Origin of the sequence: Leptospira barantonii (assembly GCF_002811925.1) — a bacterium.
Classification (GTDB): domain Bacteria; phylum Spirochaetota; class Leptospiria; order Leptospirales; family Leptospiraceae; genus Leptospira; species Leptospira barantonii.
The window spans coordinates 584,360-610,151 of sequence record NZ_NPDS01000001.1 but is presented as its reverse complement, the minus strand read 5'-3'; the positions used below and the strand labels follow the sequence as shown (position 1 = coordinate 610,151).

The 25,792-nt window shown below is 44.1% G+C and carries 22 protein-coding genes, 1 tRNA gene and 1 riboswitch; of the genes, 14 read left to right on the top strand and 9 right to left on the bottom strand.

The window, feature by feature from the left end:
* Window positions 1-13 precede the first annotated feature (13 nt).
* From CH367_RS03025 to CH367_RS03010, 4 genes are all read left to right on the top strand, one after another.
* Window positions 14-412, top strand: coding sequence for a DUF2721 domain-containing protein (locus tag CH367_RS03025; RefSeq protein ID WP_100760994.1), 399 nt, complete (start codon window positions 14-16; stop codon window positions 410-412).
* A 162-nt stretch (window positions 413-574) separates the two neighbouring features.
* Complete coding sequence (locus tag CH367_RS03020; RefSeq protein ID WP_100760993.1) at window positions 575-1,381, top strand: SDR family oxidoreductase; 807 nt, start codon at window positions 575-577, stop codon at window positions 1,379-1,381.
* Between the two features lie 23 nt (window positions 1,382-1,404).
* Window positions 1,405-2,331: an alpha/beta hydrolase gene (locus tag CH367_RS03015; RefSeq protein ID WP_100760992.1), complete on the top strand. Its 927-nt coding sequence runs from the start codon at window positions 1,405-1,407 to the stop codon at window positions 2,329-2,331.
* A 129-nt stretch (window positions 2,332-2,460) separates the two neighbouring features.
* Window positions 2,461-3,432, top strand: a complete 972-nt coding sequence (locus tag CH367_RS03010) for a fumarylacetoacetate hydrolase family protein (RefSeq protein WP_100760991.1) — start codon at window positions 2,461-2,463, stop codon at window positions 3,430-3,432.
* A gap of 159 nt (window positions 3,433-3,591) precedes the next feature.
* On the opposite strand, the gene thiC is transcribed toward CH367_RS03010, so the two are convergent.
* Window positions 3,592-5,160 (bottom strand): phosphomethylpyrimidine synthase ThiC, encoded by a 1,569-nt coding sequence (gene thiC, locus CH367_RS03005; protein ID WP_100760990.1) that lies wholly within the window; start codon window positions 5,158-5,160, stop codon window positions 3,592-3,594.
* 124 nt (window positions 5,161-5,284) lie between these two features.
* Window positions 5,285-5,379: riboswitch (TPP riboswitch) on the bottom strand.
* A gap of 445 nt (window positions 5,380-5,824) precedes the next feature.
* Between thiC and CH367_RS03000 the strand changes: the two genes are divergently transcribed.
* Entirely contained in the window at window positions 5,825-6,784 is a 960-nt protein-coding gene (locus CH367_RS03000) for a porin OmpL1 (RefSeq protein WP_100760989.1), read from the top strand.
* 248 nt (window positions 6,785-7,032) lie between these two features.
* Window positions 7,033-7,983 carry a porin OmpL1 gene (locus CH367_RS02995; RefSeq protein WP_425268795.1) on the top strand — a complete coding sequence of 317 codons (951 nt, stop codon included), beginning with the start codon at window positions 7,033-7,035 and terminating at the stop codon, window positions 7,981-7,983.
* 138 nt (window positions 7,984-8,121) lie between these two features.
* Here the strand turns inward: CH367_RS02995 and CH367_RS02990 are convergent, their stop codons facing one another.
* Complete coding sequence (locus CH367_RS02990; RefSeq protein ID WP_100760987.1) at window positions 8,122-9,822, bottom strand: acyl-CoA dehydrogenase family protein; 1,701 nt, start codon at window positions 9,820-9,822, stop codon at window positions 8,122-8,124.
* 665 nt (window positions 9,823-10,487) lie between these two features.
* Here CH367_RS02990 and CH367_RS02985 point away from each other — a divergent pair.
* Window positions 10,488-10,826 (top strand): LIC10421/LIC12816 family protein, encoded by a 339-nt coding sequence (locus CH367_RS02985; protein ID WP_165783199.1) that lies wholly within the window; start codon window positions 10,488-10,490, stop codon window positions 10,824-10,826.
* 167 nt (window positions 10,827-10,993) lie between these two features.
* Here CH367_RS02985 and CH367_RS02980 read toward each other — a convergent pair whose 3' ends face one another.
* A complete protein-coding gene (locus tag CH367_RS02980; protein WP_100760985.1) occupies window positions 10,994-11,659 on the bottom strand; it encodes a protein-L-isoaspartate O-methyltransferase family protein in 666 nt (221 codons plus the stop codon).
* Window positions 11,660-11,753: 94 nt separating this feature from the next.
* Between CH367_RS02980 and CH367_RS02975 the strand changes: the two genes are divergently transcribed.
* Window positions 11,754-11,826, top strand: a tRNA-Phe gene (locus CH367_RS02975).
* A 15-nt stretch (window positions 11,827-11,841) separates the two neighbouring features.
* Here CH367_RS02975 and CH367_RS02970 read toward each other — a convergent pair.
* Window positions 11,842-12,084, bottom strand: coding sequence for a hypothetical protein (locus CH367_RS02970; RefSeq protein WP_010573842.1), 243 nt, complete (start codon window positions 12,082-12,084; stop codon window positions 11,842-11,844).
* A gap of 106 nt (window positions 12,085-12,190) precedes the next feature.
* On the opposite strand from CH367_RS02970, the gene CH367_RS02965 reads away from it, so the two are divergent.
* Window positions 12,191-12,628 carry an ATP-binding protein gene (locus tag CH367_RS02965; RefSeq protein ID WP_100760984.1) on the top strand — a complete coding sequence of 146 codons (438 nt, stop codon included), beginning with the start codon at window positions 12,191-12,193 and terminating at the stop codon, window positions 12,626-12,628.
* 280 nt (window positions 12,629-12,908) lie between these two features.
* A complete protein-coding gene (locus CH367_RS02960; RefSeq protein ID WP_165783198.1) occupies window positions 12,909-14,087 on the top strand; it encodes a DUF1577 domain-containing protein in 1,179 nt (392 codons plus the stop codon).
* Window positions 14,088-14,162: 75 nt separating this feature from the next.
* On the opposite strand, the gene CH367_RS02955 is transcribed toward CH367_RS02960, so the two are convergent.
* The 5 genes from CH367_RS02955 to CH367_RS02935 form a co-directional block, all read right to left on the bottom strand.
* Window positions 14,163-15,425, bottom strand: coding sequence for an NHL repeat-containing protein (locus CH367_RS02955; protein ID WP_100760982.1), 1,263 nt, complete (start codon window positions 15,423-15,425; stop codon window positions 14,163-14,165).
* A 9-nt stretch (window positions 15,426-15,434) separates the two neighbouring features.
* Complete coding sequence (locus CH367_RS02950; RefSeq protein ID WP_165783213.1) at window positions 15,435-16,523, bottom strand: helix-turn-helix transcriptional regulator; 1,089 nt, start codon at window positions 16,521-16,523, stop codon at window positions 15,435-15,437.
* Between the two features lie 244 nt (window positions 16,524-16,767).
* Window positions 16,768-17,208 (bottom strand): hypothetical protein, encoded by a 441-nt coding sequence (locus CH367_RS02945; RefSeq protein WP_100760980.1) that lies wholly within the window; start codon window positions 17,206-17,208, stop codon window positions 16,768-16,770.
* 33 nt (window positions 17,209-17,241) lie between these two features.
* A complete protein-coding gene (locus CH367_RS02940; protein ID WP_100760979.1) occupies window positions 17,242-18,738 on the bottom strand; it encodes a methyl-accepting chemotaxis protein in 1,497 nt (498 codons plus the stop codon).
* Window positions 18,739-18,796: 58 nt separating this feature from the next.
* Complete coding sequence (locus CH367_RS02935) at window positions 18,797-19,210, bottom strand: globin family protein (RefSeq protein ID WP_244284451.1); 414 nt, start codon at window positions 19,208-19,210, stop codon at window positions 18,797-18,799.
* Between the two features lie 323 nt (window positions 19,211-19,533).
* Between CH367_RS02935 and CH367_RS02930 the strand changes: the two genes are divergently transcribed.
* From CH367_RS02930 to CH367_RS02915, 4 genes are all read left to right on the top strand, one after another.
* Window positions 19,534-19,938, top strand: a complete 405-nt coding sequence (locus CH367_RS02930) for an STAS domain-containing protein (protein WP_100761332.1) — start codon at window positions 19,534-19,536, stop codon at window positions 19,936-19,938.
* Window positions 19,939-20,098: 160 nt separating this feature from the next.
* Window positions 20,099-21,769: a GGDEF domain-containing phosphodiesterase gene (locus tag CH367_RS02925; RefSeq protein ID WP_100761331.1), complete on the top strand. Its 1,671-nt coding sequence runs from the start codon at window positions 20,099-20,101 to the stop codon at window positions 21,767-21,769.
* A gap of 2 nt (window positions 21,770-21,771) precedes the next feature.
* Window positions 21,772-22,224 carry a hemerythrin domain-containing protein gene (locus tag CH367_RS02920; RefSeq protein ID WP_165783197.1) on the top strand — a complete coding sequence of 151 codons (453 nt, stop codon included), beginning with the start codon at window positions 21,772-21,774 and terminating at the stop codon, window positions 22,222-22,224.
* Between the two features lie 440 nt (window positions 22,225-22,664).
* Window positions 22,665-25,709: an NHL repeat-containing protein gene (locus CH367_RS02915; RefSeq protein WP_100760977.1), complete on the top strand. Its 3,045-nt coding sequence runs from the start codon at window positions 22,665-22,667 to the stop codon at window positions 25,707-25,709.
* Window positions 25,710-25,792: the final 83 nt, after the last annotated feature.

The window sequence follows — 25,792 nt, the reverse complement described above, 5'->3', positions numbered from 1 at the left end:
TTCTAAGTTTGAAATGACTCCCCTATCTTTCAATACGCCCGGTTTGTTGTTTCCCGCGATTTCCCTTTTGATGCTCGCCTATACAAATCGTTTCTTGGGTCTCGCGAACCTTGCAAGACAACTCATCGGAAAGTATCAGGAGAATAAAAATCCGGATCTTCTTTCACAGATTCAGAATCTTCGCTTTCGTCTTTCTTTGATTCGACACACACAAAGTATGGGAGTTTTGAGTTTACTCTCCTGCACTTCTTGTCTGACCGTTCTCGCGTTCGATCTGCAACAAACCGCTTGGATTCTTTTCGGATTGGCTCTTCTTTGTTTGGTCGTATCGCTTTGTATTTGTCTTTTGGAAATTCATCTTTCGGTTCATGCGTTGGATATAGAAATGCACGCATTGGACAAAAACGACTGATCGATTTTAAATCCGATTTTCGAACCTCCCTTTCATTAAAAATACGGCGGATCGTCTTGGTTCCGATAGGCGATTCTTCGCATTAAAATTCCGTTCGGCACGGAAGAATTCTTGAAATCCTTTTCCATTCTTAGAAAACCTTTCCTTTTGTGAGGATTTGCAATGAACGAAGGATTTTATAAAGACAAAGTGGTGTGGATCACGGGCGCTTCTTCCGGAATCGGAGAGGAACTCGTAAAGGAAGCGGCAAAAAGAGGAGCAAAGATCGTCCTTTCCGCGAGAAGAATCAAGGAATTGGAACGAGTCAAAAAAGAATGCGGACTCACGAAGACGAACAGTTTGATTCTTCCCTTAGATTTAGAAGATTATAAAAAACTAAAGAACGTTCCGAAAAAAGTAACCGATCAGTTTCAACGCATCGACGTTCTGATCAACAACGGAGGAATCAGTCAGCGTTCTTATACGTACGAAACTTCGTTGGATACGTATGAAAAACTCATGGACGTGAACTACTTCGGAAACATCGCGCTTTCACTCGCAGTTCTTCCGATTCTCCGCAAACAAAACGGTGGAACGATCGCATCGATTTCAAGCGTCGCAGGTTTGTTCGGAGTTCCTCTTCGAAGCGGATACAGCGCGACCAAGGCCGCTCTCACCGGATTTTACGAATCCTTACGCGCCGAAAATATAAAGGAGAACGTAAAGGTTTCCCTGATTTATCCGGGTTTTATCAGAACTCAAATTTCCAACAACGCTCTCAAAGGCGACGGAAGTAAACAGGGAAAAATGGACGAGGTGATCGAAAAGGGAATCGCGCCCGACGAATGTGCCCGCAGAATTCTGGACGGAATCGCGGAAGAAAAACATAAGATCGTCATAGCCGGAAGTCGCGAGAGACTCGGAATTTTTATGTATAAATTCTTCCCCGGAATTTTCGCGAAGATGATCGCGAAGGCGAAAGTCCATTAATCGTTGTTATACGGAAGAATAAAATGAAAAAGTATTCGATACGATACGCGTCCGTTGCGGCTCTTTCCGCGTTTTTACTCGCGCTTCTGCTTTGGTCCTTGTGGAATCCTCTTCCTATCGTCAAATTCGTGATGCGCAACACGGATATCATGGAAAGAATCCGAAAGAATTCTCCCCTACCTCCGAAAAACGTCGCACTGGATCACGCAGTGGAAATTATCAAAGTCAAGAACACGACCGCGACTTGGCTCGATCGTAAAAATTCCTCCAAAGGAATTCTCGTCTATCTTCACGGAGGCGGGTATATCAAAGGTCCCTATGAAACTCAGTGGAAATACGTTTCAAGGATGATTCGAAAAACTTCGATGGCGGCACTCGTGATCGATTACAAAATGCCGCCGGAGTTTCCGTTTCCGAACGGACTGGAAGGTTCTTTGGAGTTGATCCATGAACTTCAAAAGAACGGTTCTCTCACCGATCGTTGGTTTTTGTTAGGCGACAGCGCAGGCGGAGGTTTGGCTCTTGCGATCACGTTTCGTCTTAGAGAAACCAAATCCTCTCTTCCGCAAGGTTTGATTCTCATGTCTCCTTGGTTGGATTTGAATATGGACAATCCGAACGTGGACCTCGTCGCCAAAGAAGATCCTATGCTTACTAAAAAGTTCTTGGTCGATGCGGCCGCTCAATACGCGCCTAACGCGAATCTAAAAAATCCTTTGATTTCCCCGATTTACGGAGACGTAAAGGGATTACCTCCGATCCTGATGCAAAGTGGAACCGCGGATATTCTTTTACCGGACATTCGAAAGTTTTACGAAAAGTGTAAGGAAAACGACGTTTCGATTCGATACGAAGAATATCCGGACGCGTTTCACGTTTTTATGATGTTGAATCCGTTGAAGGAATCGAGAAGAGCGATCGATTCTCAAAAAGATTTTCTACTTCGTTAAGGCGCTCCAGTCATCGAACCTGTATATTTTACAAACAGAATTTTAATCCGGAAATAATTTGTCGGAACAATCGTTGCATTTTTTTTAAGTTGCAATCGATTCGAAAAACTTTAGGCGGGCTTTACACTTATGGCGACAAACTATATTCGATTTTACAAAAAGAATCAGATCGACTGGGGAAAAATCGAAGGCGGAAATAAAAACGTTCTCCCGTTAAACTGCGGAGACTTATCCACAAAGGAATTTCTCGAATTCGTTCGAATCAAAAAGAAGTCCGCAAAGACAAAGATACAAACAAAAACGCAAAGTCTTTCTTTAAAAAACGTTTCGATCCTTTCTCCGATCACGGCCCCGTGTCAGATCCTCTGTCAAGGTGCCAACTACAGACAACATCTGATCGAATCGGGCCTCGATCCGGACGAAAAAAATTACAATCTATTCTTCACAAAATCGGACGCTTCCCTTTCTGTTCCGATCGGAGAAGTCGTTCGGCCCGCGCACGTAAAACTTTTAGATTATGAAATCGAACTCGGTCTTGTGTTCGGAAAAGGTTTCGATCAACCTCTTGCAAAGAATTCCTCAAACGTAAGCGAATACGTCGCCGCGTTCTTTATGGCGAATGACGTTTCCGCGAGGGACATACAACTTCCGCAAATGCAGTGGTATAAGGGAAAGTCGTATCGAACCTTTTGTCCTTCCGGTCCTTATCTCACCGTTTTGGATCCGGGCGACTTCGAAGTTTTGGGTTCTTTGGAACTGACTCTTTCCGTAAACGGAGAAGTCCGTCAAAAAGATAAGGCTTCCAATCTGGTTTTTAATCCTACCGAAAGCATTTTGGAACTATCAGAATTTTGTAATGTTTCACCGGGAGACGTTTTGTTGACGGGAACCCCTTCCGGTTGCGCCCTTCTCGCCCCCGGAAAGTTTATTCAAAATCTTGCAAGTCTTTTACCCGAAAAGAAAAAATGGAAATTGTTCGTCAAAGGTCAGAGCAAACGACGACAATACCTTCAACCGGGGGACGTAGTTCGTTCCACGATTCGCACCCCGGACGGAAGGATCGATCTCGGAGAACAGATTTTGAATATCGTCTCCGAGTAAAATTGCGCGGTTCGTCAATGTAATTTTGGCCCGGCTTTGTTTGTCGGACCAAGTGATGACCATAACAGATCTCGCATATTCCACTTTGAAACGTAGTAGTTCCTACATTCTTTCGCATTCAAAGTAAAACATTCATGAAACCTGCAGGAGTTCCCACAATCAAGGAGCGCTATAAATCTCCGCGCCTTGATCTAAAAATTCCTTGGACTTTTCTTCCATTCCGATCTCGACGGCCTTCGATTCTTCGATTCCTTTTTCTTCCGCGAACTTTCTCAATTCTTGAGTGAGATTCATCGAGCAAAAATGAGGACCGCACATCGAACAAAAGTGTGCGGTTTTCATACGATCCTGAGGAAGAGTTTCATCGTGAAAGGACTTTGCGGTTTCCGGATCTAAGGACAACGCGAACTGATCCTCCCAACGAAATTCAAAACGGGCCTTACTCAAAAGATTGTCTCGTTCGATCGCACCCGGATGACCTTTCGCAAGATCCGCCGCGTGCGCCGCGATCTTATAAGCGATCACTCCTTGTTTCACGTCTTCCTTATCTGGAAGGCCGAGGTGTTCTTTGGGAGTCACATAACAAAGCATAGCCGTTCCGAACCAACCGATCATCGCGGCGCCGATCGCGGAAGTGATATGATCGTAACCCGGAGCGATATCCGTAACAAGAGGGCCTAACGTGTAAAACGGAGCTTCCTTACAAAGTTTCATCTGAAGATCCACATTCTCCTTGATGAGATGCATAGGAACGTGACCCGGACCTTCGATCATCACTTGAATGTCTTCTTCCCAAGCGCGAGAAGTCAATTCGCCCAAAGTTTCCAATTCGCCGAACTGAGCCTTATCGTTCGCGTCCGCGATGGAACCCGGACGTAAACCGTCGCCAAGGGAGAATGAAACCCCGTATTTTTTCATAACCTTCAGAATCTCGTCGAAGTGGGTGTATAAAAAATTCTCCTTATGATGAGCGAGACACCACTTCGCCAAAATCGATCCGCCTCTGGAAACGATTCCGGTCACACGATTTGCGGTAAAAGGAATATAACGTAGAAGAACTCCCGCGTGAATCGTAAAATAATCCACACCTTGTTCCGCTTGTTCCTCGAGAGTCTCCAAGAAAACTTGAATATTCAAATTCTCAGCTTTACCTTTCACCTTTTCGAGGGCTTGATAAATGGGAACTGTTCCGATCGGCACGGGAGAATTTCTCAAAATCCATTCTCTCGTTTCGTGAATGTTTTTTCCGGTGGAAAGATCCATCACGGTATCGGCCCCCCATTTGACGGACCAGTGAAGTTTTTCGACTTCCTCTTCGATCGAAGAACCGAGCGCGGAATTGCCGATGTTCGCGTTGATTTTTACGAGAAAATTCTTTCCTATGATCATCGGTTCGAGTTCGGGATGTTTTCGGTTCGAAGGAAGAATCGCGCGGCCCGACGCGATCTCGGAACGAACGAACTGCGGATTCATATTCTCCCGAATGGCCACATAACGCATCTCTTCGGTGATGATTCCCTTTTTCGCGTAATACATCTGAGAATGGTTCGTGTCGCCCCGATCCAAACGTTTTTGAATCCATTCCTTACGAAGAGGTGCGATTCCGTTTTTGTAATCGGAAGGGGTTCGATCGGAAAGCGCTCCTTCCGTATGATACGATTTGTATTCGGTGCCGTCTGTAAGACGGATCGTTTTGAGTGGGACTTGAAATTCTTGAGTGGGTTCCATACATTCTCCTGACCGCCGGTTTGGAGATGGAACTGAGGTAAAGTGGACGTTGTTAAAAACTAGATATCGAAAAAAATCAAATTAGAAAGTCCTCGAGCAATTGCGCGATAACTCTCAAAATAAGAATTTAACTGATCCGTTTTCCTACGCAGGCCTTATCCTGATCAGGTTCCGGGGACTCTCTCAGAGGCTTATAAAGCCCCACCCCCAACGGTTTCAAAAGTAGAATCCCACGGAAAGAATCCGATGACAAGTAGAAAAAGACCTTCGGTGTCTAACCTAACAAGGTAGTTGCGAAAGAATTTCGTTGTCTGCCCACTTTCGGAAATGCTCAGTCTTCATTTATAACACTCAGAGTAAAAAAGGCTTCGAACTCAAAAAATAGAATCGGTTTTTCCAAAATCCCTCAAGGACTGTGGGGAATTTTTTCGTCGCAATTCGGATGAACAAACGAATACAAATGCATAACATTTGTTATAAATAAGTTAAAAAATTATCACTCACTTTTTAGAATTTTGGGAACTTTTCAGCCTTTTCGCTAAATCCTGTTTGACACTAATCCGCGAACTTCTAAAGTTTCACCCTGTGTCCGGGATTCAGGAAATAGATACAACTTCCGGAAACACAATCAAATTCAAATTGAATCGTGAGTAAGGAGTTATCAATGGTTCGTAACATGAGTAAGGTGTTGCTTGTCCTAGCCGTACTGTTGTCGTCGGTTGCAAGCTTAAGCGCAAAATCATACGCAGTTGTAGGATTCGGTCTTCAATTAGACCTGGGTCAATTAGGTGGAACTATCACTAAAGACGGTTTGGACGCCGCAAGTTATTACGGTCCTGTCCGTTCTTCCAATACTTGTTCCGTTGGTGCGGATGCAGGTTGTATCCAAGATCCTTCCAAAGCGGCAGGAACTGGAACTTACGTTGGGGTTGCTCCAAGAAGAGCGATTCCTGCTGAAAACAGACTGATCACTCTCGACAGAACTACCGGCGGTTTGGTTAACGCAAAGTCAACTAAAGGCGCAATGGTCGGTGGTAACTTGATGGTAGGTTACGAGTCCGATTTCTCTAAGTATTTTTTCTGGAGAGTTGCGGCTGAATACACTCAAAAGATTTCCGGTGGGGTTACCAAAGCTGATATGTTAGGTTACAACATCGTAGACATCACTTGGGGATTCAGCTCTATCGTGATTCCTGCTACTGTAGGTATCAAATTGAACGTAACTGAAGACGCGGCAGTTTACATGGGTGCCGGTTTGAACTACTTCAACGGTGGATGGTCTTTGAACGGAATGAACAACATTAAATCCGGATACGACGCATTGACTGCGGCTGGACTTACCAGCGTTGCAAACTTGTTGAGCGACGGAACTGATCCTGTGGTTACTCGTGAGCACACAAGATTTAGAGCTTCCGGTATCGCTCCTAACTTCTTGATCGGAACTCAAGCAAGAATTTCCGATAAAGGTCACGTATTCTTAGAACTCGAAACGATCATGTCTGCGGCTTACGCTGTAGGTAAAACTCAGTCCGTAGGGGGAGCTTCTAACCTTTCTCCTTACCCTGCGTATCCAATCGTTGTCGGTGGACAAATCTACAGATTCGGTTACAAACACGAACTCTAAGATTTATTCTTAAGAATTTCATTTGTAAAAAGGCTCTCCTCGGAGGGCCTTTTTTTATGCCTTCGAAGGTTAAGGCTTTGTAGAATCTGAATATAAAATAAGACTACAACGACGACTCCGATCGTGCGCACCGAGATAGATAGGTCAAAAAAATATTGAAGAACCTTGACAGGAGCGTCTCCGAATTTAGCTTCCTAATTTTCGGATTGTTCTTTAAAGCGTAAATGATTCTCAACAAACCCTCAATCTTGATTCGAAAGGCGTCTTCTTGGAAGACGATTCTTCTGTTATCCTTATTCTTCCTTTGTAAAAACGTCTCCGCAAAATCATACTTCGTCACCGGACTCGGTCTTCAATTCGATTTGGGAAACATGGGAGAAGTCATCACAAAAGACGGGATCAATTCCGCGCAATACTATCCGGTTCAATCTTCAAATCCTTGCGACGCGACCAAAGCGGGTTGCAACTCGAGCGGAACGGTCAACGGGGTCGCGCTTCGAAGATTGGTCGTTCCCGAAAATAGACTTCTTACGATCGAAAGAACCACGGGCGGAGTTTTTCAAGTGGAAAGCGCGCAAGGTGCGATGGTCGGCGGCAGTATCATGGCCGGTTTCGAAAAGGATTTCGCGAAGTATTTTTTCTGGAGAATCTCCGCAAACTACACGCAGAAAATCGCGGGTGGAATCACAAAGGCCAGCTTTATCGGTTATCGTTTTATCGACGCGAATTGGAACTTTCAATCGATCATCATTCCGGCGACGATCGGAATCAAAATCAACGTCACCGAAGACACTTCGATTTATATGGGCGCCGGTTTGAATTATTATACGGGCGGCTGGGGAATCCGCGGAAGAAACGATTCCAAGACGATCAACGACACGTTAGATGCTCTTGTTCCGAGCGTTCCTCAATTGGCATTGGTTCGGGATCTTTTAAAGGACGGACCCGATCCTCCTTCCGTTCGCGAGAATACACAGTTTAGAATTTCGGGTTTTTCTCCCCACTGGTTGATCGGAACTCAGGCGAGAATCACGGATAAGGGTCACGTGTTTTTGGAAGTGGAAACCGTATTCGCGTCCAAGATGGATTCGACCACAAGTCAATCCTTGGGAACCGTTCTGAATCTATCCCCTACTCCCGCGTATCCGATTCAAGTCGGTGGTCAGGTTTTTCGCGCCGGTTACAAACACGAGCTTTGATTCAAATGTAGAAAACGCGGGAACTCTGCGAATTTTCCGCGAAATTCTGCAGATTCTTTCGAGATCAGCGGACTTCAACGGAGCTCCGCCGAAGTCCTGAGGTAAGTTTGTGGTAGTTCCTACAAATTTCTCCGCGTTTTAGGGAGCCATTTCGTAGGCGTCTTTGTAAGAATAAACCTTAGCGCAGATGCGATTGAAAAGTTCCTCGTTCTCCACCGGTTTATAAATCATAGAAAGACATTTTTCCATCTGTTCTTTCGTACTGCTTCTTTTTGAATAAAGCTGAAGCGCGTATTTGGAAAAATCCCTCACCATAAAATCGAAAATCTGATCGAGAAGATCGTCTTCCACTTTTTCGATCGCCGCGTTCTCAATCAAAAGCTGTCCATAAGCGACTAACGCGAACAATTCTCCGAGAATCAGCATAAAATCCAAATCCTTGGATTGTTTAGAATCGGGTGGGGTGGATTTCAAAAAGTCCTTCAATACTTCGATCTGCTTTCTGAAGATTTTCACGTTCGGAAGATCCACGCTCGCGTAGACTTTATTGTAATCGTGAAAGGTGATCTTTTCGAAACCTTTCGAAGTTGTTCCTTGGTTGAAAAGGAAGTCGTCGTTTTTAAATTCGTCGATCTTCGGAATCACCGGAAGGGAAGAATTCGATTCGAAGAAATAGTTGTTCATGAACTTGATGATCAAGGCCATGTTTACGTGAGCGGTTCCTTCGAGTTTAGGAAGACCTCTGATATCTTTCGCCGCCATTTCGAAATACATATTCTTTTCGAAACCTTTCGCGGCGATCACGTCCCAAAGAAGATTGATCACCTCTTCTCCCTGCATCGTAACCTTCATCTTAACCATAGGATTGAAGAGAAGATAACGTCTGTCGGTCGCGGACGCGGATCTCATATAATCCTTCGCTCTTGCGGCGAAAAGTTTCATCGAAAAAAGTCTGCAATACGCGTCGACGAACATCTGTTTGATTTGGGAGAAGTCGGTCACGTAACGATTGAAAAGTTTTCTTTTGGAAGCGTGATTGAGGGCCTCGTAAAAAGAATGAGTGCAGATTCCGATGGAAGCCCAACCTAAGTTGTATTTACAAACGGCGATCGTACTCAAAGAAGCGTCCCAAGCCTCTCTGTCTTTGGAAAGAATGTCCTTTTCCTGAATCGGATATTCCTTCAACGCGTATTCTCCCACGTAACTTTGGGAGTTAACCACGTTTTGAACGAGTTCGTAATTCTTATGACCGGAGTTGACCGCGAAGAAAACGTAGTTACCGGTATCTTTCATCTTACCGAACGTGGAAACGATCGCGGCCTTGTTCGAATTTCCGATATAATATTTTCTTCCGTTTGCGATGTAATCGCCGTTGCCTTTATTCTCCAAGGACATATCGCTGGAAATCAAATCGGCTCCGTGTTCTTTTTCGGAAAGACCGAACGCGAAGATTTCTCCTTCCTGAAGAAGTTTTGCGGTTTTATGTTTGATCTCTTCGTTCTTACTGTTCCAGATCGGACCGAGTCCGAGCATGGTAACCTGCCAAGTATACCAATAACAAAGACCGTAAAAACCGGCGACCTCGTTGAAGTCGCAGATACGAGTCGTATCCCATCGAGAATCGCTTTCGCCGTAACCCGCGGGAGTCATCAGAGTCGCGAAAACCTTTTCCTGTTTTTGAAACTCGAGAAAGTCGCCGTACCAAGCCTGATTGCGATCGTCTTCTTTCAGTTTATTCTTTCCTTTCTTTTCAAAAAAGGCGATCGTCCGCTTCATGATGTTTCTGGATTTTTCATCCAGATGTTTGAATTCCGTTTTTTTGGGGTTCAATAGATCCATATTTATCTCTTCTTTTATCCGTTCGTATCGGGAATGGGAGCTTTTCCGGGTGGAAAACGACGTTCGGAAAACGCTCTAAAGGAGAATCAAACCCTGAAAAGGACTGTAAATAAGAAATTTATCCACATCCCTAAAATCTAAGGAAACAAGCCAAAACCCTTTTTTACCGAATCCTGTTTGTTAAGAGAAGAAAGAATTGAAGCAAAAACGGGAATTGAAAACCCGCAAACTACGTCGTTTCGAAAAAAACTAAAACCCAAAATGCAAACCGGAATTTCGTCGAACTACATTCAATTTATAGAATATTCTAAATCGAATACATTCTCGTCCAAGTCCAAAAAACGTCGCGCCCGCGAGCATTCAAGTGCGACAAAAGAGCGTTCGAGGATTTTAGAATAAAGGCAGTAAAAGATCCGATTTGGAATACGGAGTTCCGTCAACTGAGAATCGTTCGTTTCGTGCGGGAACTCTGTGCGCGCTTTCAAAAAGCGAAAATTCTCCTTTCTTCAAATCAAACACAAGCCTGAAGAAAAGAAAGATAACGATTTCACCTTATACCTTTAAAACCTAAGATCTAAAACGCTCCAATGAAACAAAAAGAACGATTCAGAAAGAACCCCCTTTAAAACCATGGCGTCTAAATGATAGAAGGCCATAGGCTATTTATGAAATCACGAAGCATCTTAACATCCCTATTCCTTTTGGCTTTTTTTCTTGTTTCGAATTCTAACTTTGCGATCTCCGAAGAGACGGAACAAAGACTGATGGAAAAAGCTTTGATCGAAAGTGCGGTAACCAAAGAACAAAAGACTGCGGTTGCCAATTATCTACGCGCCGTTTCTGCACAAAAAGCCGCGAGAGCGGAAGAATTGCGGGAGCTCTCCAGACGTTCTACTGGAGGAAAGTTTTTGGCGAGCAAATCTCAGTCCGATCGTTACCGCAAACAGGCCGAAGCCTTAGAAAGAGAAGTTGAAAGATATCAAATTCTTTTGAACGAACTTTGAAATTTCTGTAGGAGTTCCTACAACACGATTCGACTTGACTTCATGCTGTTTTTTTGATATAGAAAATCCTCCGCAATTCTCCCACAAAGCCCACCACCACCGCCCAAATTCGGGTGGGGGCCGACATAACACGAAAAATCGTAGGAACTCCCTACCAAGCATTCCGACTACAACAAAGGAACGAACTTCACCGCACCCTTCGACGCAAAGGACCAACCGTTCAAGGTTCTTCTTCCAATCATCAAAAACTGTTCTTCTTGCCCCAAAGGAAAAATAAAAATCCCACCGGGAACCAAGGATTGAAAGTAGGAACTCCCCACACTCGGAAGATCGGGAAGAGCCGCGCAAGAAATCATTTTATCAAATTGAAGATCGGGACCGAGAACCTGAGGAGCGCTTCCACTCACGAAACGATTCGAACTCGTACAACCCGAATTCCAACGTTCCAAATTCTCAACCGCAGACTTATGCAAAGAATCGAAGAACTCTACCGAAAAAAGTTTCGCCCCTAAAAAAATCAAAACCGCACTTTGATAACCGAAGCCGGTTCCGATTTCAAAAATCCGATCTCCCTTCCGAACCTCGAGAAGCAGAGACATCCAAGCGACCATAAAAGGTTGCGAAATCGTTTGATGAAAACCGATGGGCAAAGGTTTGTCTTCGTAAGCTTGAGAAGAATGAGAAGCGAGCGTGAAACATTCTCTTGGAATCGAACGCATCGCTGAAAGAATTTCCTTATTTCGTATCCCGCGAGAAACAATTTGAGAATCGACCATCTTCATTCTTTCTTCTTCACGAAGGCTCGGGTCGCAGATTTTGGAAGAGGAAGACATTTTACCTCTCCCGGAAAGCGTCCGGGGAGAATGAGGAGTTTCCGATCTTTTTCGTTGACAGTGAGGACTGTTTTTCTATGCTGTCCATGAGTTCGGCCTTGTAGCTCAGTCGGTAGAGCAGAGGACTGAAAATCCTTGTGTCGGGAGTTCGATTCTCTCCGAGGCCAGAACTCACTTCCTTTTTACTTAGCCGCTTTTCTTTCTTCTCCCAATTTCCAAAGTTCCGAAAAAACGACTTCATCGATTACCTTACAAAGTTCCGGTTTATACAATTTTTTGACCGGAGGTTTCGGATAGATATGAATTTCGTCCGTGTTGGGAATGTAAGTCATCATCTTTTGGATCTGATCCTCGCCTTCCACTTCGTACATTGTATAAGACATTCCCTTGGAAGGAATGACTTGTTCCGTTTCTAAATATTTCATTCTTCTCCTAAACCTCTTTTGTCCCCGCTTTACAACAAGCGAAGAATTTCCTGCTGGATGTTTCCTATAGGCTAAACAGATTCAACGTATTTGTAAAGTAAAAGAAATGAACGCAGACCAAGCCAAGTCCATCATCCTGATCCGAGGACTTCCGGGAGCCGGAAAAAGCACACTCGCAAAAATCTTATCAGAAAACGGGAAATACCCCGTTTTAAGCGTGGATGATTATTTTACGGATTCTTCAACGGGGCAATATCGATTCGATTATAAGGAGAATCATCTCGCGTATAAACTCTGCGAGGAGCGCGCGCGAAAGGAAGCGGAGAATGGAACCTCAAAGATTTTCTTGGACAACACGTTTACTCTTTCCTGGGAAATGGAACCCTACTTTCAAATCGCTTCCGAGTTCGGTTATACGATTTTCGTTTTAACGGTGGAAAACCGTCACAACGGAAAGAACATTCATTCCATCGATGACGAATCCTTAAAAAAGATGGCCTCTAAGTATAAGATCCGACTTTTACCGGAAGAACTTTCTTCTTAAAAGATTCTTACTTTAGAACGAACCTTTTTATGTTCCTTTAGAAACGGTTTTGAACGTAAGATCGTATCAAAACACATAACGTGATTCTAAACTAGGAACGAACAACATCCCTCTCGGAATATTCCTCCTCTTTCTTTTCATTCTATAATCTTCCCAAATTCAATATCAAATTATCGATCCTATAATTTGAAAAGTCGCTTAGGAAATTTTATATTTACCAATTTCATGAGCCATCCTATCCTATGTTGCTTCTATTTGTAGGTGAGTAAGCTTTTGTAGGATGGATTCTATGCATACGAATAAAATGAAAATCAGAGATTTAGACGTGATTGATTCTCCGGAACAAAGAAAGCATATTATAGAAAAACATCTATTGAAGCAGAGTTTAATTATAAAAGGCGACACAGAGAAAGAATCCGTAATTATCCAAAAATACCTAGACGAAGGTGAAAGAATTTTAGTTGAACTGTCGGGTGAAAAGGGACTTTCTGAAAACGAGAAAATCGTCCTCTATCGAATTCTCGCCAAGTATGTTCAATTGGAATGCATTTTTTTAAAATCGATCAACCCCGGGCTCGTGGAACTCAGCGTAAATAAAATCTCGATCGCAAAATCCAACCGCGCGTTTCCGAGATATTCGGTCGCGGAAGACGCGGCCCATGTCACCAATATCAATTCTTCCAAGACAGTGATCGACGCCTCCTTATTCAACATTCCCACCTTGGTCAAGGTTAGTTTCGAGGATTACAAAACGAAATTAAAAACGGATCACCTCGGTTTGATCGAGATCGACGTTTTTAAATCCGATCAGGACGAGAAGTTCGAGCTGGTAAAAAGAACGAAGAAGTTCATTCATATAGAAAACACTTCATTAGAAGAATCTTATAGATCAAAAAACGAAAATCAAATCGACATAGAAGATCAGATCCATGAAGAAATTCCTTCGATGATGCGGAAATACAAGGACGAAAAGATTATTTCCGAAATCATCTATCCGATCGTTTACGTCAATCATTCCAGACAGGCAATTCCTCTCGGCTATATCTGGGTGAAGAATAAGGAAAAAACTCTCGGCGCGGATACGATCGGTAAACTTTCGGAACTTGCCAAAGAGATGGTGGCGCGAATCAAGGAATCCAACACGGTTTTGACGACCGAAAAATTTCCGATCGTGGATATTTCCAACAACGGAATCTGCATTAAAATCACGGAACCTCATCTCATCCAAACTCTTCCGAAACACACTGGTTTTGTTTTCGATATTTATATTCGGATGCAAGGTTACTTTAAGGTCTTCGGCGCGATTCGTTGGGTTTCTTATGACGAAATCGGAAATCTTCTACTCGGATTGGAATTGGTAGGTAAGTCTTCCTTTCCGGGCGAACGAGAAAAGTTTCATAAAAACGTGGAGCTTCTGGGTCAGGGAAAATTCACGGGTTTAAAAACGCACGCGATCTGAAGATTTGAATCCGCAATTCGATTTCGATTTAGAAGACTCTATTTTTGGAATATAAAGAATTTATAATTTTTCAGTTTAGAATTTGTTGAGATACGCGGATTGTAGGATGGCGTCGCAGATTCTTCCGTTTGCCTTGGGATCGATCTCCACAAAAGCGCCCGCGTTGTAGGGAATCCCGTAGATTTTTCCGTTCGGCGCCAAAATCCCTCCCATCCACGCTCCTCCTCCGGGTGCGGTTCCGAAATACGTGAAGGTATCCGTAGTCGGATCGATTTCCACAAAGGAAGTTGCCGCAAACGGAATTCCGTAGATCTTTCCGTTCGGCGCGAGCACCATCCCGGAATATTGATTGATACCGCCGGGAGCCGGATCCAACAAAGTGAATGAAGGCACTTCCGGATTGATTCTCATAAAGAAAGTATAATTATCCGGGGCAACATAAATTTTTCCGTTAGGCGCAATCGCCCCTCCCGACCATTTACCATCGAAACTGAAAATAAAGGATGAAAAATCCGTTCTCGCATTGGTAGTCGGATCGAGTTCGGCGAATTGACTTGCTCTTGCCGGTACTAGATAAATTTTTCCGTTCGGTCCGAGCACCGCTCCGGAATATCCGGGGTTCAAAGGTACGGTCGCGAAATTAACTTGGCTTCGAGCAATCGGGTCGATCATGGCGAACGTTGTCGAAGAATAAGGTGCAGGATAGTATTTACCGTTAGGCGCCATCGTACCTCCCGCAAACGCAGATCCGCCCGGAGCAGTTCCGTAGTTTGTTACGGTATGTGCAATCGGATCGAGGGATGCAAATGTTGACGCACCTATGGGAATCAATTCTATGTTTCCGTTCGGAGCCAAAACTCCTCCGAACCACGAAAATGTAAGCGATCCCGGTGCGGGCGCAAAAGGTGTAAAGATTTGTGTATCGGGATCCAATTCAACAAATGCCGTAGCCGAACTCGGTATCGGATAGATCTTTCCGTTCTTTGCAAGAACCGCTCCCGTATACGCGGCGCTTTCCGTTACAATTCCGAACGTGGTAGCGGTCGGAGGTCCGCTACTTCCCTTGCTCGCTTGCGCTTGCAGTTCGGCCTGAACCTTGCTCCATTCGCTCGGTTGTATGACTTGCAAAGGAGTATCCGAACAGACTCCCGCTTCCGTAGGATCGGAAACGGGTTGATTCGGATCCTTCCCCCCCGCTCCACAACCGGGATCGATCCCGACCCTGCAACGATAGATCAACATGTTTAGAATCGAATCACTGAGCGGATTTTTCGGAGCCTTTACGAAACAGGCCCCGAAGAACGCAAAACCGAAAAATAAAAGAAGAAGTTGTTTCATTCAAGAATTCTAATTTAGAGTATACGAATGTTTTTTAAACAAATGCGCTTCTCTGAATTTTTTGGGAGACATTCCGGTTTCCCTTAGGAAAGCCCTGTGAAAAACCGAATTCGAATTGAAACCGACCGCATTTCCCACCGAAATCACGGAACGGCTCGGATCGTTGATCAAAATCATCTTAGCCTCTTCCACTCGGAATTGGTTGATGTAATTGTTGAAGTTGATCCCCTTATGATCGTTCAGGTAAGAAGACAACTGATGTACTGATACTCCGAGTTCTTCGGCGACGCTCGGAAGTCTGATATCCTCGTCGAGATAGATTCTTTCCTCGTGAATCAGATAGTTGAGTTGTTTCTCCAAAGCCTCTATGTCTATATCCCCGAGGATCGATTTTTTCGGAGTATTCTTCTGCGCCTCGGCCGTGGTCTCGTCGCTTAACAAATCCTGAAAATATACGCTGATATAGTAGAAGTAGACGATCTCGAAAGTGGTAACCACGCCCGAAAGCAACACGAGAACCTTACTGTCCATAAAGATCCCTACGATTTCAAGCAAGGCACAAAGTGAAACGGTGAAGACCAAACCCGCGAGCACCTTGGACTTTGCGCTTCTAAAATCGAATACGTGGTTCGTGAACATACGATAGACCGCGATTCCCACGTAGACCATCACGAACATGTCCGTAAGATAGAGAAACATTCCAAATTCGAATCTGCTCTGTTGATCGTATAAACTCGCGACCGGTATGGAAAGGACTATGGGAGGAATAAGATTCCAATAGTATTTCGAGGGCAGTTTCGAATATTTCGTAAAGACCATTATGGAAATCAAATATACCAAAATGCCCGCGGTCGATAACGCTATTAAGTCGATCTGAAATAGGAACCGCTTCATCCAGTTATAAGAAACCGAATTGATCGTATTTTCGTCGAAGTATTGAAAGATCGCCGTAAGAACCAAAAGCGCCGAAAGAAAATAATCGATCTGTCCTTTGGCCTTAATCAAACGTCCGATGCCGATGATCAATGCGAAAAACGCTCCAAACCTCGCGATCTCACTCAGCAGATCTTCCCGTAGTAACCATTCTATCGTATTCAACATAGTTTCAACTTCCACACTTGAATTTCTTCTTTTATAATTCGATTTTCAATTCATGAAGAATTCTTAATTCATATCAATCGTTCCAATTAATAAGATATTTACCTTCACTCCTCACTAACGATTCAAATGACCAACAAAATATAGCCCGTTTTTTTTCACTTCAAAGATCGCTTACGTTAACCGAAAGGAACGATCGACATGTATTCAAGAACAAACCCCGATGTTTACTCCATAACTTGTTTTATCCGATCTTCTCACGAACCGCATAAGTAACGTTGATCAATATCGGAAATAGAAGTTCTATTTCGTTCTGAATGCGTATATACAGTATGTCCATCAGCTCATTCGAATCTTTGATAAACTGAGACGGCTTCTCTAGGATCAAAGATGGAAGGGACCATTTCGTAACGTAAGTACGGACTCGATTCTTCAGTTCGTTCCTTGCGGGTTTCGTACAAAACTCATACTGCTCGTCTCTAAGTTTCTCCTCGGGTAAAAATTCGAGAAGAATCAGATTGGATTCCATCATCATGTGTTCGCTCAATTTCGCATTTAAGGTCGCAAGAATATCCAGGACTTCATTGACCCTATCCGTTGCGGAATCGCTTCTTAAAATGCGGATCAACTCTATCACCAACTTCTTGAGTATCTCGTTTTGTTTCTTATAAACTTCGATTTGCATGTTTCTTCTCTCACCTTTATCCGTCTTCGTATCTTAACCAGATTCTTCTTGTGTTAGTGTTTGTTTGTTTTGGTCGGAATCGATTCGAATCGACTTTTCATTCAGTCTGTTCGAATAATCCATTAGAGATTTTGAAATCGTCAGACTTTCCCGTGCTATCAGTGAAATCTTTGAAATCTGCGTCTCCATTCCGAGGTTCGCATTTTTGTGCTGTTTGATCGAGTTGTAGATCTCGTCCGACTTCCTATCGATCTGATCGCCGCTGTATTTTATACGCGCGCGCTTTTGTGTTTGAAGTTCGACGAGGTTTACGATTTCATCACTGGAGCTTTTCAATTTTTTAAGATCGTTTATGATGATCTCGTATAAGTCCTTGGATCTTTCCACGAGAGAATGACCCGTGTTCGCTTCTTGAAAACTTTTGTGAATCAGAGATTCTATCGTTTTTGCGCTTTTATCCGTTTCTTCGGCTAAGGATCGGATTTCTCTTGCGACCACCGAAAACCCTCTTCCGTAAACGCCCGCTCTCGCCGATTCGATCGCGGCGTTTAACGCGAGTAAGTTGACACGCTCCGAAATCTGCTTGATAAGCGAAGTGATGAGTTTCATCTCCTTCGAATTGTTTTCGATTTTCGTGACGCTCTCCGCGAGCAAACCGATCGTGTCCGAGCCCACTTCTATGTTCGTTTCCATCGCAGAAACGCCCAATAGGGAATTCTCAACCGCGTCCCCCACACGATCGATCATCTCGTCGAGTTGTTTGATTTCAACGTTCAAGGAGGAAACCAAAACGTAATACGAATCCGAGTTACGATCCATATTGCTGATCTCGCTTTTGATGGAGTTTGCTAAGGAATGGATCTCGAGAATTCTTTCGTGTTTTTCATTCACTTTCGAATTTAGAATATGCGATGTTTCGTTGATCAAATCCGCAAGATCCGAAACTTCCATAAAACGTTTTTTTATCGTTTCGGTTTCCGATTTGAGATTCATTCCGCATTCTTGAATCGTTTCGGCGAGGGACAACAAGGCCGGGCTATCGATAAGTTGTTCTTCTGCAAACGTGGAAAGCTGAAAAGAATCGGATTCAACCTGTCGATTCAGAATCTTGATTCTTCCCGAAAGAGCTTTTGAATCGTAGTAAAAAAATCCGTTTAAAAAAACGAAGAAGCCTAACGTAATCATTCCGAAAAGTGTGATCGTCTGCACGTCTTTTCGTTCGGATAGTCCGTCTCGAATCAAATCGGTTCTAAGAAGAATGGAGGGAGAAACGTCCTCGTTCACTTCCACAAGCCTAACATCCGTATGAATGAGAACGTTCGATCTTACGGAATATTCCAATTTCTGCAACTGTTCGATTCTTTTGAGATAAAGCTCCTCCGCCGCCCTATCGTTTCGATCTAAAAAACGATACAAGGTGTAACAGAAAAAAAACGCGTAAAGAAGAGTGGTCAAAGCCAATACCGCACGCGGACTTCGTACGAGTCTTCCTATCCCGATAAAGAATTTTCTTTTGGATTTCGTTTTCATAGATTCGAACCAAACGTCTTTGAGACGGTTTTTCCTAACTTCGTATCAGTACGAAGTCTTATTGTTTACTGCCTTCGATGGCCGTTTTGGCGACGATCTGATAGATATCGGTCCACAATCCTCTCAACTTAGGAGTGAATTCTTCGCCTAATCCTTGTTGTAGTGTGGCGAGAAGCGCGGCGCCGACGACGTCGTAATCCTCGGTTTTTACGCCGTATTTAAGATGTCTTTTACCCATGTCCTGAATGACCGGAATCAAACTGGAAAGATCTCCCAAGCCCGAAACCAAGGTTCTAAGCATTACCATAAGCTTTCTTCCCTGTTCGGTCATATCGCCTTTGAACATCGCCTTATAACCTGGCTCCAATTCGAAAAGTTTTTTGTAGAACAACGTGGCGACTTCGTCCTTATTCGTATAAACTTTTTCGAAACTAGATCTTACCAATTCTATTTCATCATTTCCTAATATCATTTTGCTCTCCGTTTTTTCGGATTGTATCAAACGATAATGGAGATCACAAGCGGATTTTAAACTTCTGCATAATATGAAACTTTCATCTTAATTCAATTCGTATTGTAAAACAGAGATAATATTGATTTATAATTCGTTGCCACATTCGTTTTATTTTCCACGTTCGAGAATTATTTTGCTAATTCTTGTGCAGTTTTAGTAATGGAAGAAAATCGGCCTATAAACGAAGTATAAATTAGATCAAATAATTGTTTTTCAATTGTTATTGAATTTATAGATCGACAACAAATAAGTTGAACAAAGATGTTTTTACGGGAGAATTTATGGAAACCAAAGCCGATACGATCAGCCACAAAACGAACGACATGATGCTTACGATTGAGAACATTTCCTCCGCGGGAACGCTCCCCGGACCGGCCGTCATCATTCAGATCCAAGGAGACATTAATATTTTTTCTGCGAAAAAATTGAAGGACACGTTCAACGATTCCATCGAGAAAGAAATTAATATTCTTCTAATAGACCTTTCGGGCGTGAGAGGAATGGATTCTTCGGGAATCGCCACGTTTATCGGAGCGCAAACTCGATTGAACAAAACGCCTAACGCGGGTCTTGTGTTGTATTCCCTAACGCCTCAAATAGAAAAAATGTTGGAGCTGACAAGACTCAAGGCGTTGTTTAAAACCGCTTCGAATCTTTCGGAAGCGATTCGGTTATTCAGCGCTTAATCGATTCAAAAGAATTTCAAATTCCCGTCGTAAAGACCAAGAAACCATGATTACTAAAGTATTATAAGACTGAATTGAAAGTTTTATAAGTCCATTTTCCATTGCACGTCCTCTTTGATAAACTACTAAGCCATAGGCTGGTAGCAAAGTGACTAACAACGTGCAAGTATCTCCTCTTATATTAAGAAGAGCGATTAAATTCTGTTCCGATAATTCGAAAGAGGGAATCATACTCTTTTCCAAAAATTGGGAGTTGTTGTATTCGAATAGTACTTTCGAAAACTTGCTTCAATCTCCGAATTTTCAAAGTATTTACGACGCTCTTTTATCCCACTTCAAATCTACAAAAGAAATTTCCTACGAAAAGGAAACGGGGCTTTCGAGTCTTTTGCTGGAATCCGGAGTCATCGACGTTGCTTATTTCAACGATATGACTCTGATGTTGAACTTTATAGTTCACGACTTGGAAGAGGTCAACGCGGTTCGATTCCTTACGGTCAGACAGAACTTTTCAGTCGATACGAAAGAATCGTTTTATCAGGATCGTTTCACGGGTCTTCCGAATAAGAATTACTTTCTTTCGATCTACAGCAACAATCGGATGTACAACGATAAATCCAAGAATGAATACTTTCTATTCTTAATCTCCCTTTCCAATCCGGATTCTATCCTGAACAAAGAGGATAATTTTTATTACGAGTCCATCGCTCTTAAAATCGCGGATCGACTTAAGAAATACATTTCCAAAGGAGATCAGATCTTTCGACTCGGTTCGGAAAGATTTTTGATCGCCACTTCGAACATCGATTCCGAGTTGGAAGCGGAATGGTTCGCGGAATGTATCATACTCTTGTTCTCCTTTCCGTTCACGTATAGAGAAAGGGAATTTCACTTAAACGCAAACGTCGGTTACGCTCAATTCGATCAGCTGGTCAATTCGGACTTGAATTCGCTTAGAATTCTCGAAGAAGCGGTTCAACAATCCGCGTTGATCGGGCCGAATTCCTTCTACCACTACGATAGAAACACAATCGAACAGAACGCTACACGCGCCAAAATCGAAATCGATTTAAGAAAAGTGTTAAACCGAAATGAGTTGGAACTCGCGTATCAGCCGATTTTGGATCTGAGACAGGATTCGATTCTTTCGATGGAAGTTCTTCTACGTTGGAATCATCCCGAAAAAGGAAAGCTAATGCCCGCGAGTTTTATCTCGATCGCGGAAAGTTCGAGTTTTATAAAAACGATCGGAGAATGGTTGATCTGGGACACTCTTAAATCCTACAGCACTTCGATTCTAAAGGACAATCAGATCTGTATTTCGCTTAACATTTCCGCGAAACAACTGAACGACAAACAGATATTCAACGTTCTTAAGGAAGCGACCGACTTCTACGGAATTTCTCCAGATTCGATCATTCTTGAAATCATCGAGGATTCGTTCGACACGAACCTGGTCAAGGTCGGAAAAGTAATCTCTCTTCTGAAGGACTTCGGCTACCGCTTTGCGATCGACGACTTCGGAAAGGGATATTCTTCCCTGGGAAGACTGCAGACCCTTCCGGTGGACTACATCAAACTCGACAAGGTCTTCCTGTTCAACTACTTCAAGTCTTCGAGCAAAACGATCATCTCTTCGCTTATCAATTTGATCCAGGCTATGGACAAGGCGATCATCGTGGAGGGCGTGGAGAATCCGAGCCAACACGAACTCTTGAAGGAGCTCAACTGCAACTTTGCACAAGGTTATTTTTATTCCTATCCTTTGGAATCTTCGAAGGTTGAGGAATATGTTAAAGCGAAATTCAATCAAAAAATCTCAAGGAGTTGAACGTGGAACTGATCGGAAAACTCAAAAAACAACACCAAATCGTGAACGAATACGCTCACCAAATCGAATCGGAAATCGATAAGGCAAACCCGAACATCGGGCATCTCGTCGAATTGCTTTCCATCTTTTCGGCGTCCCTGCTTTTCCATCTAAACGTGGAAGATATGGAATTGTATCTGAAGATGGAAAGTTATACGCACAACTCGCCTACGTTAGTTTCCCTTTTCGAACAATATCAAAAGACTATGTTCGGTTTAAAGGATACGCTTCTCGACTACGCGAGCAAGTATTCCGATCCCCTTACGATCGAAATGAACTTTTCCCTGTTTCGGGACGAAACGGAAGAGATCCTCGATCATCTCAGAAGCAGAATCGACAGGGAAGAATCCGAGTTCTATCCCCTAATCGAGGAGATTCTTCGGAAACTCGCGCTTGAAACAAAGACGGCAAAATGATAAGCGAAGTGCGGAATTCTTACACAAACGTTATGCGCATCGAAAAAGGCTCGAAAAGAAATCGAGTCAACGCAGAGGCAATGAAAACGGTTTTGACAACAATGAGTTTGGTTTTATAAAATCCTGGGACTCGATATAAATGCGCAGTCGACCACTCCGAATTATTCCGTATAAATGTTACGGATTTATAATACCTCAAAACTTGTTTTAATAAATTAGTTGAAAATTTAATCCGACAATGGTTGGAATAAGTCCGTAAAATGATTCCTGTGATTTTCTGTTCGGATTTTGAATCTTTTTTCGTAGATAAATCCGTGAGAATCCGCGAAGGATTTTTTTGTTTTAAATAAAATGTTGGAGGAAGGTCCGATCAAAATCGAAAATCCGTTTCGGGTTCATAGATAAAAAAAACTTCGATCGGTTCGGGCCGCGGGAAACACATGAAAAACACATTCAAGTTCCTTAACTTACTATTCGTTTCGGCGGTTCTATTTACTTGGAGCTGTCTGGGAGAAAGACATTCTTCCAATCTTGCGGCTATCTTTAATATTCCGGGGTTTGTCACTCCGAGCGGAATCGATCCTACACCCGCGGCGATCGGTGGAAACGTCACCGGTCTTACGGGAACGGGGCTGATTCTCGCCAATAACAACGGCGATCCGGTCACGATCTCCGCGGACGGAACCTTTTTATTCTCCCAAAGAGTGAACGGCGGCGGTTCTTACAATATCACAGTTCGACAGAACCCGGTTTCTCCTCCTCAGATTTGTTCCGTAAGTAACGGATCGGGAATCGTATCCTCACAATCAATTTCGAATATTCAAGTTATCTGTTCTGTCGTGGGGTTTTTCGTTTCTGGAAGCGTCTCCGGTCTTGCGGGAAGCGGTTTAATTCTCAAGAATAACGGAACAGATCCGATTTCGATCAGCGCAAACGGAAGTTTTACATTTCCGGTGAAAGTAGTAAATACGGGAACGTATAACGTCACGGTGTCGCAGAGTCCGAGTTCCGTGACTCAAACCTGTTCCGTAACGAACGCTTCCGGTTTGATTGCAGGCGCGGATATTACGAGCGTAAGCGTTACCTGTTCCACAAATTCTTATACGGTGGGAGGAAGTGTTTCCGGTCTTGCGGGAAGCGGTTTGATTCTCAAGAACAACGGAACCGACGACTTAGCGATCACCGCGAACGGTGTTTATTCTTTTTTAACTTCGGTAGCGAGCGGAGGCGGGTTTAACGTTACAGTTTCACAAAATCCCACGTCTCCGACCCAGACCTGTTCCGTTTCCAACGGTTCGAGCGTGATCGCAGGCGCGGATATTACGAACGCGAACATAACTTGTTCCACGAATTCTTATACGATCAGCGGAACCGTTTCGGGGCTTTCCGGAAGCGGGCTTGTCCTGAAGAACAACGGAACGGACGATCTTTCGATTTCGGCTAACGGATCTTTTTCGTTTTCCACTTCGATCGCGAGCGGCGCCACTTATACGGTTATTGTTTCGCAGAATCCTTCTTCCCCGACCCAAACCTGTTCGGTTACGAACGAAACCGGTCTTGTCGCGGGCGCCAATATCACGAACGTAGCCGTAGCTTGTTCGACGAATTCTTATACGGTGAGCGGAAGCGTTTCCGGTCTTGCGGGAAGCGGACTTGTCCTGAAAAACAACGGAACGGACGATCTTTCGATTTCGGCTAACGGATCTTTTACGTTCTCCACATCGATCGCGAGCGGAAGCGGATACAACGTAACCGTTTCTCAAGATCCTTCTTCTCCGACTCAAACCTGTTCGGTTACGAGCGGGAGCGGCACGGTTTCCTCTTCGAACATAACCGGAATCGGTGTGACCTGTTCCACAAGCGCATTCAGCGTGGGAGGAAGCATCTCGACGTTGATCGGAAGCAACCTCGTTCTAAAAAACAACGGAGCCGATCCGATCACAATTTCGTCTAACGGAACGTTTACATTCTCCACTTCGATTTCAAGCGGATCGGCTTATGCGGTTACGATTCAACAGAATCCGACTTCTCCGGCCCAGCTCTGTACGTTGAGCAACGATACGGGAACGATTTCCTCTTCGAATATATCGAACGTCGGAATCTCCTGCGGATCCGCGCTCTACTTGGTTGGAGGAACGATCTCGGGACTTACCGGAAATCTCACCTTAAAGAACAACGGAAGCGACACGACTACGATTTCGTCTAACGGAGCATTTACGATGACGACTCCGATCGCGGATACTTCCTCGTATAACGTTACGATCACGGGACAACCTACCGGACAAACCTGTTATATCGCACAACCTTCCGGAACGATCGCCGCCGCGGATGCGAACACCATTCTCATCAATTGCGTGAACGGTACGACGTTCGGAACCTTGGTGAGCGGTAACAGCGTGGTCAGTACACTTCCGGTCGCTCCGTATGTGGAAAATCCGGCGACGGGAAGCGGAGATTGGTTTAGCGGGGACCCGGGCGGAGATCCCGATACGATGTTGGACGGTTTTGGATTTGCTACCGCTTCCACTCCGATCGGAAGACTTTCCAACATGTATCATATCACGACCGACGGAATCAATATCTACGCGGTGGATTATAACCTCGCGACTCCGGCTTCCGGAAAGGTTCGTAAACTCAACATAGCGACGAGAGTTCTTTCGACTTTATCGATCACGGTCGATACTCCGAAAGGAATTACGACGGACGGAATCTTCCTCTATGTAACGAGCGCAAATCATTACATCGTGAAATACAATCTGATGAACAATACGTATTCTACGATTGCGGGTTTGGCGGGAACAAGCGGAACCACGGACGGAGTCGGAACTGCGGCTCGTTTCAACGCACCGAAAGGAATCGCAACCGACGGAACGTATCTCTATGTGGCCGATACGGGAAATCATAAGATCCGTAAGATCAAAATCTCGGATAACACGGTTACTACGATCGCGGGAAGCGGAACTGCGGGAACTCTCGACGGCTTGGGAACGGCCGCGAAGTTTAACCAACCGAGCCATCTCGTGTATGATTCCAACAAACTCTATGTGACCGATACGAATTCGAACAACATCAAGTTGGTCGATCTTACGACCAGTCCGGTGACGGTAACTACAATCGCGGGAGATCCCGCAGGAACCTCGGGGAACGTTACCAACGCAACCGGCGGCACGGGAACGAACGCGAGACTTACCAAACCCGTGGCGATTACTATGGATGGGACCTACCTCTACATCGTAGACGGAACTACGCTCATCAAAAGAATGTCGAGAACGGCTCCGTATACCTTGACCAATCTATTGGGATGTTCACCACAACCTCCGACAAGCGGATCGGCACAATCGGGAGGTCCCGACGGAGGAACGATCGGAACCTGTCAGGCCAACGAAGGAAGTTTCTTCGCTCCGAAAGGAATCGTCACCAACGGTAAAAGCATCTTCGTAGTGGAAATGCATCCGTATATGCGACTCATTCGAAAAATAGATTAACTTCTACTATCATTCCCCTATGCTCATTTTGGGAACTTCCGAAAGGAAGTTCCTTTTTTGCTTGTACTTTTGTGCGGGAACTC

Bases quoted from the DNA above. Each gene is read 5' to 3' on its own strand.
- CH367_RS03025 (WP_100760994.1), top strand. From the start codon at position 14: ATGACTCCCCTATCTTTCAATACGCCCGGTTTGTTGTTTCCCGCGATT.
- CH367_RS03020 (WP_100760993.1), top strand. From the start codon at position 575: ATGAACGAAGGATTTTATAAAGACAAAGTGGTGTGGATCACGGGCGCT.
- CH367_RS03015 (WP_100760992.1), top strand. From the start codon at position 1,405: ATGAAAAAGTATTCGATACGATACGCGTCCGTTGCGGCTCTTTCCGCG.
- CH367_RS03010 (WP_100760991.1), top strand. From the start codon at position 2,461: ATGGCGACAAACTATATTCGATTTTACAAAAAGAATCAGATCGACTGG.
- thiC (WP_100760990.1), bottom strand. From the start codon at position 5,160: ATGGAACCCACTCAAGAATTTCAAGTCCCACTCAAAACGATCCGTCTT.
- CH367_RS03000 (WP_100760989.1), top strand. From the start codon at position 5,825: ATGGTTCGTAACATGAGTAAGGTGTTGCTTGTCCTAGCCGTACTGTTG.
- CH367_RS02990 (WP_100760987.1), bottom strand. From the start codon at position 9,822: ATGGATCTATTGAACCCCAAAAAAACGGAATTCAAACATCTGGATGAA.
- CH367_RS02985 (WP_165783199.1), top strand. From the start codon at position 10,488: ATGAAATCACGAAGCATCTTAACATCCCTATTCCTTTTGGCTTTTTTT.
- CH367_RS02980 (WP_100760985.1), bottom strand. From the start codon at position 11,659: ATGTCTTCCTCTTCCAAAATCTGCGACCCGAGCCTTCGTGAAGAAGAA.
- CH367_RS02970 (WP_010573842.1), bottom strand. From the start codon at position 12,084: ATGAAATATTTAGAAACGGAACAAGTCATTCCTTCCAAGGGAATGTCT.
- CH367_RS02965 (WP_100760984.1), top strand. From the start codon at position 12,191: ATGAACGCAGACCAAGCCAAGTCCATCATCCTGATCCGAGGACTTCCG.
- CH367_RS02960 (WP_165783198.1), top strand. From the start codon at position 12,909: ATGGATTCTATGCATACGAATAAAATGAAAATCAGAGATTTAGACGTG.
- CH367_RS02955 (WP_100760982.1), bottom strand. From the start codon at position 15,425: ATGAAACAACTTCTTCTTTTATTTTTCGGTTTTGCGTTCTTCGGGGCC.
- CH367_RS02945 (WP_100760980.1), bottom strand. From the start codon at position 17,208: ATGCAAATCGAAGTTTATAAGAAACAAAACGAGATACTCAAGAAGTTG.
- CH367_RS02940 (WP_100760979.1), bottom strand. From the start codon at position 18,738: ATGAAAACGAAATCCAAAAGAAAATTCTTTATCGGGATAGGAAGACTC.
- CH367_RS02935 (WP_244284451.1), bottom strand. From the start codon at position 19,210: ATGATATTAGGAAATGATGAAATAGAATTGGTAAGATCTAGTTTCGAA.
- CH367_RS02930 (WP_100761332.1), top strand. From the start codon at position 19,534: ATGGAAACCAAAGCCGATACGATCAGCCACAAAACGAACGACATGATG.
- CH367_RS02915 (WP_100760977.1), top strand. From the start codon at position 22,665: ATGAAAAACACATTCAAGTTCCTTAACTTACTATTCGTTTCGGCGGTT.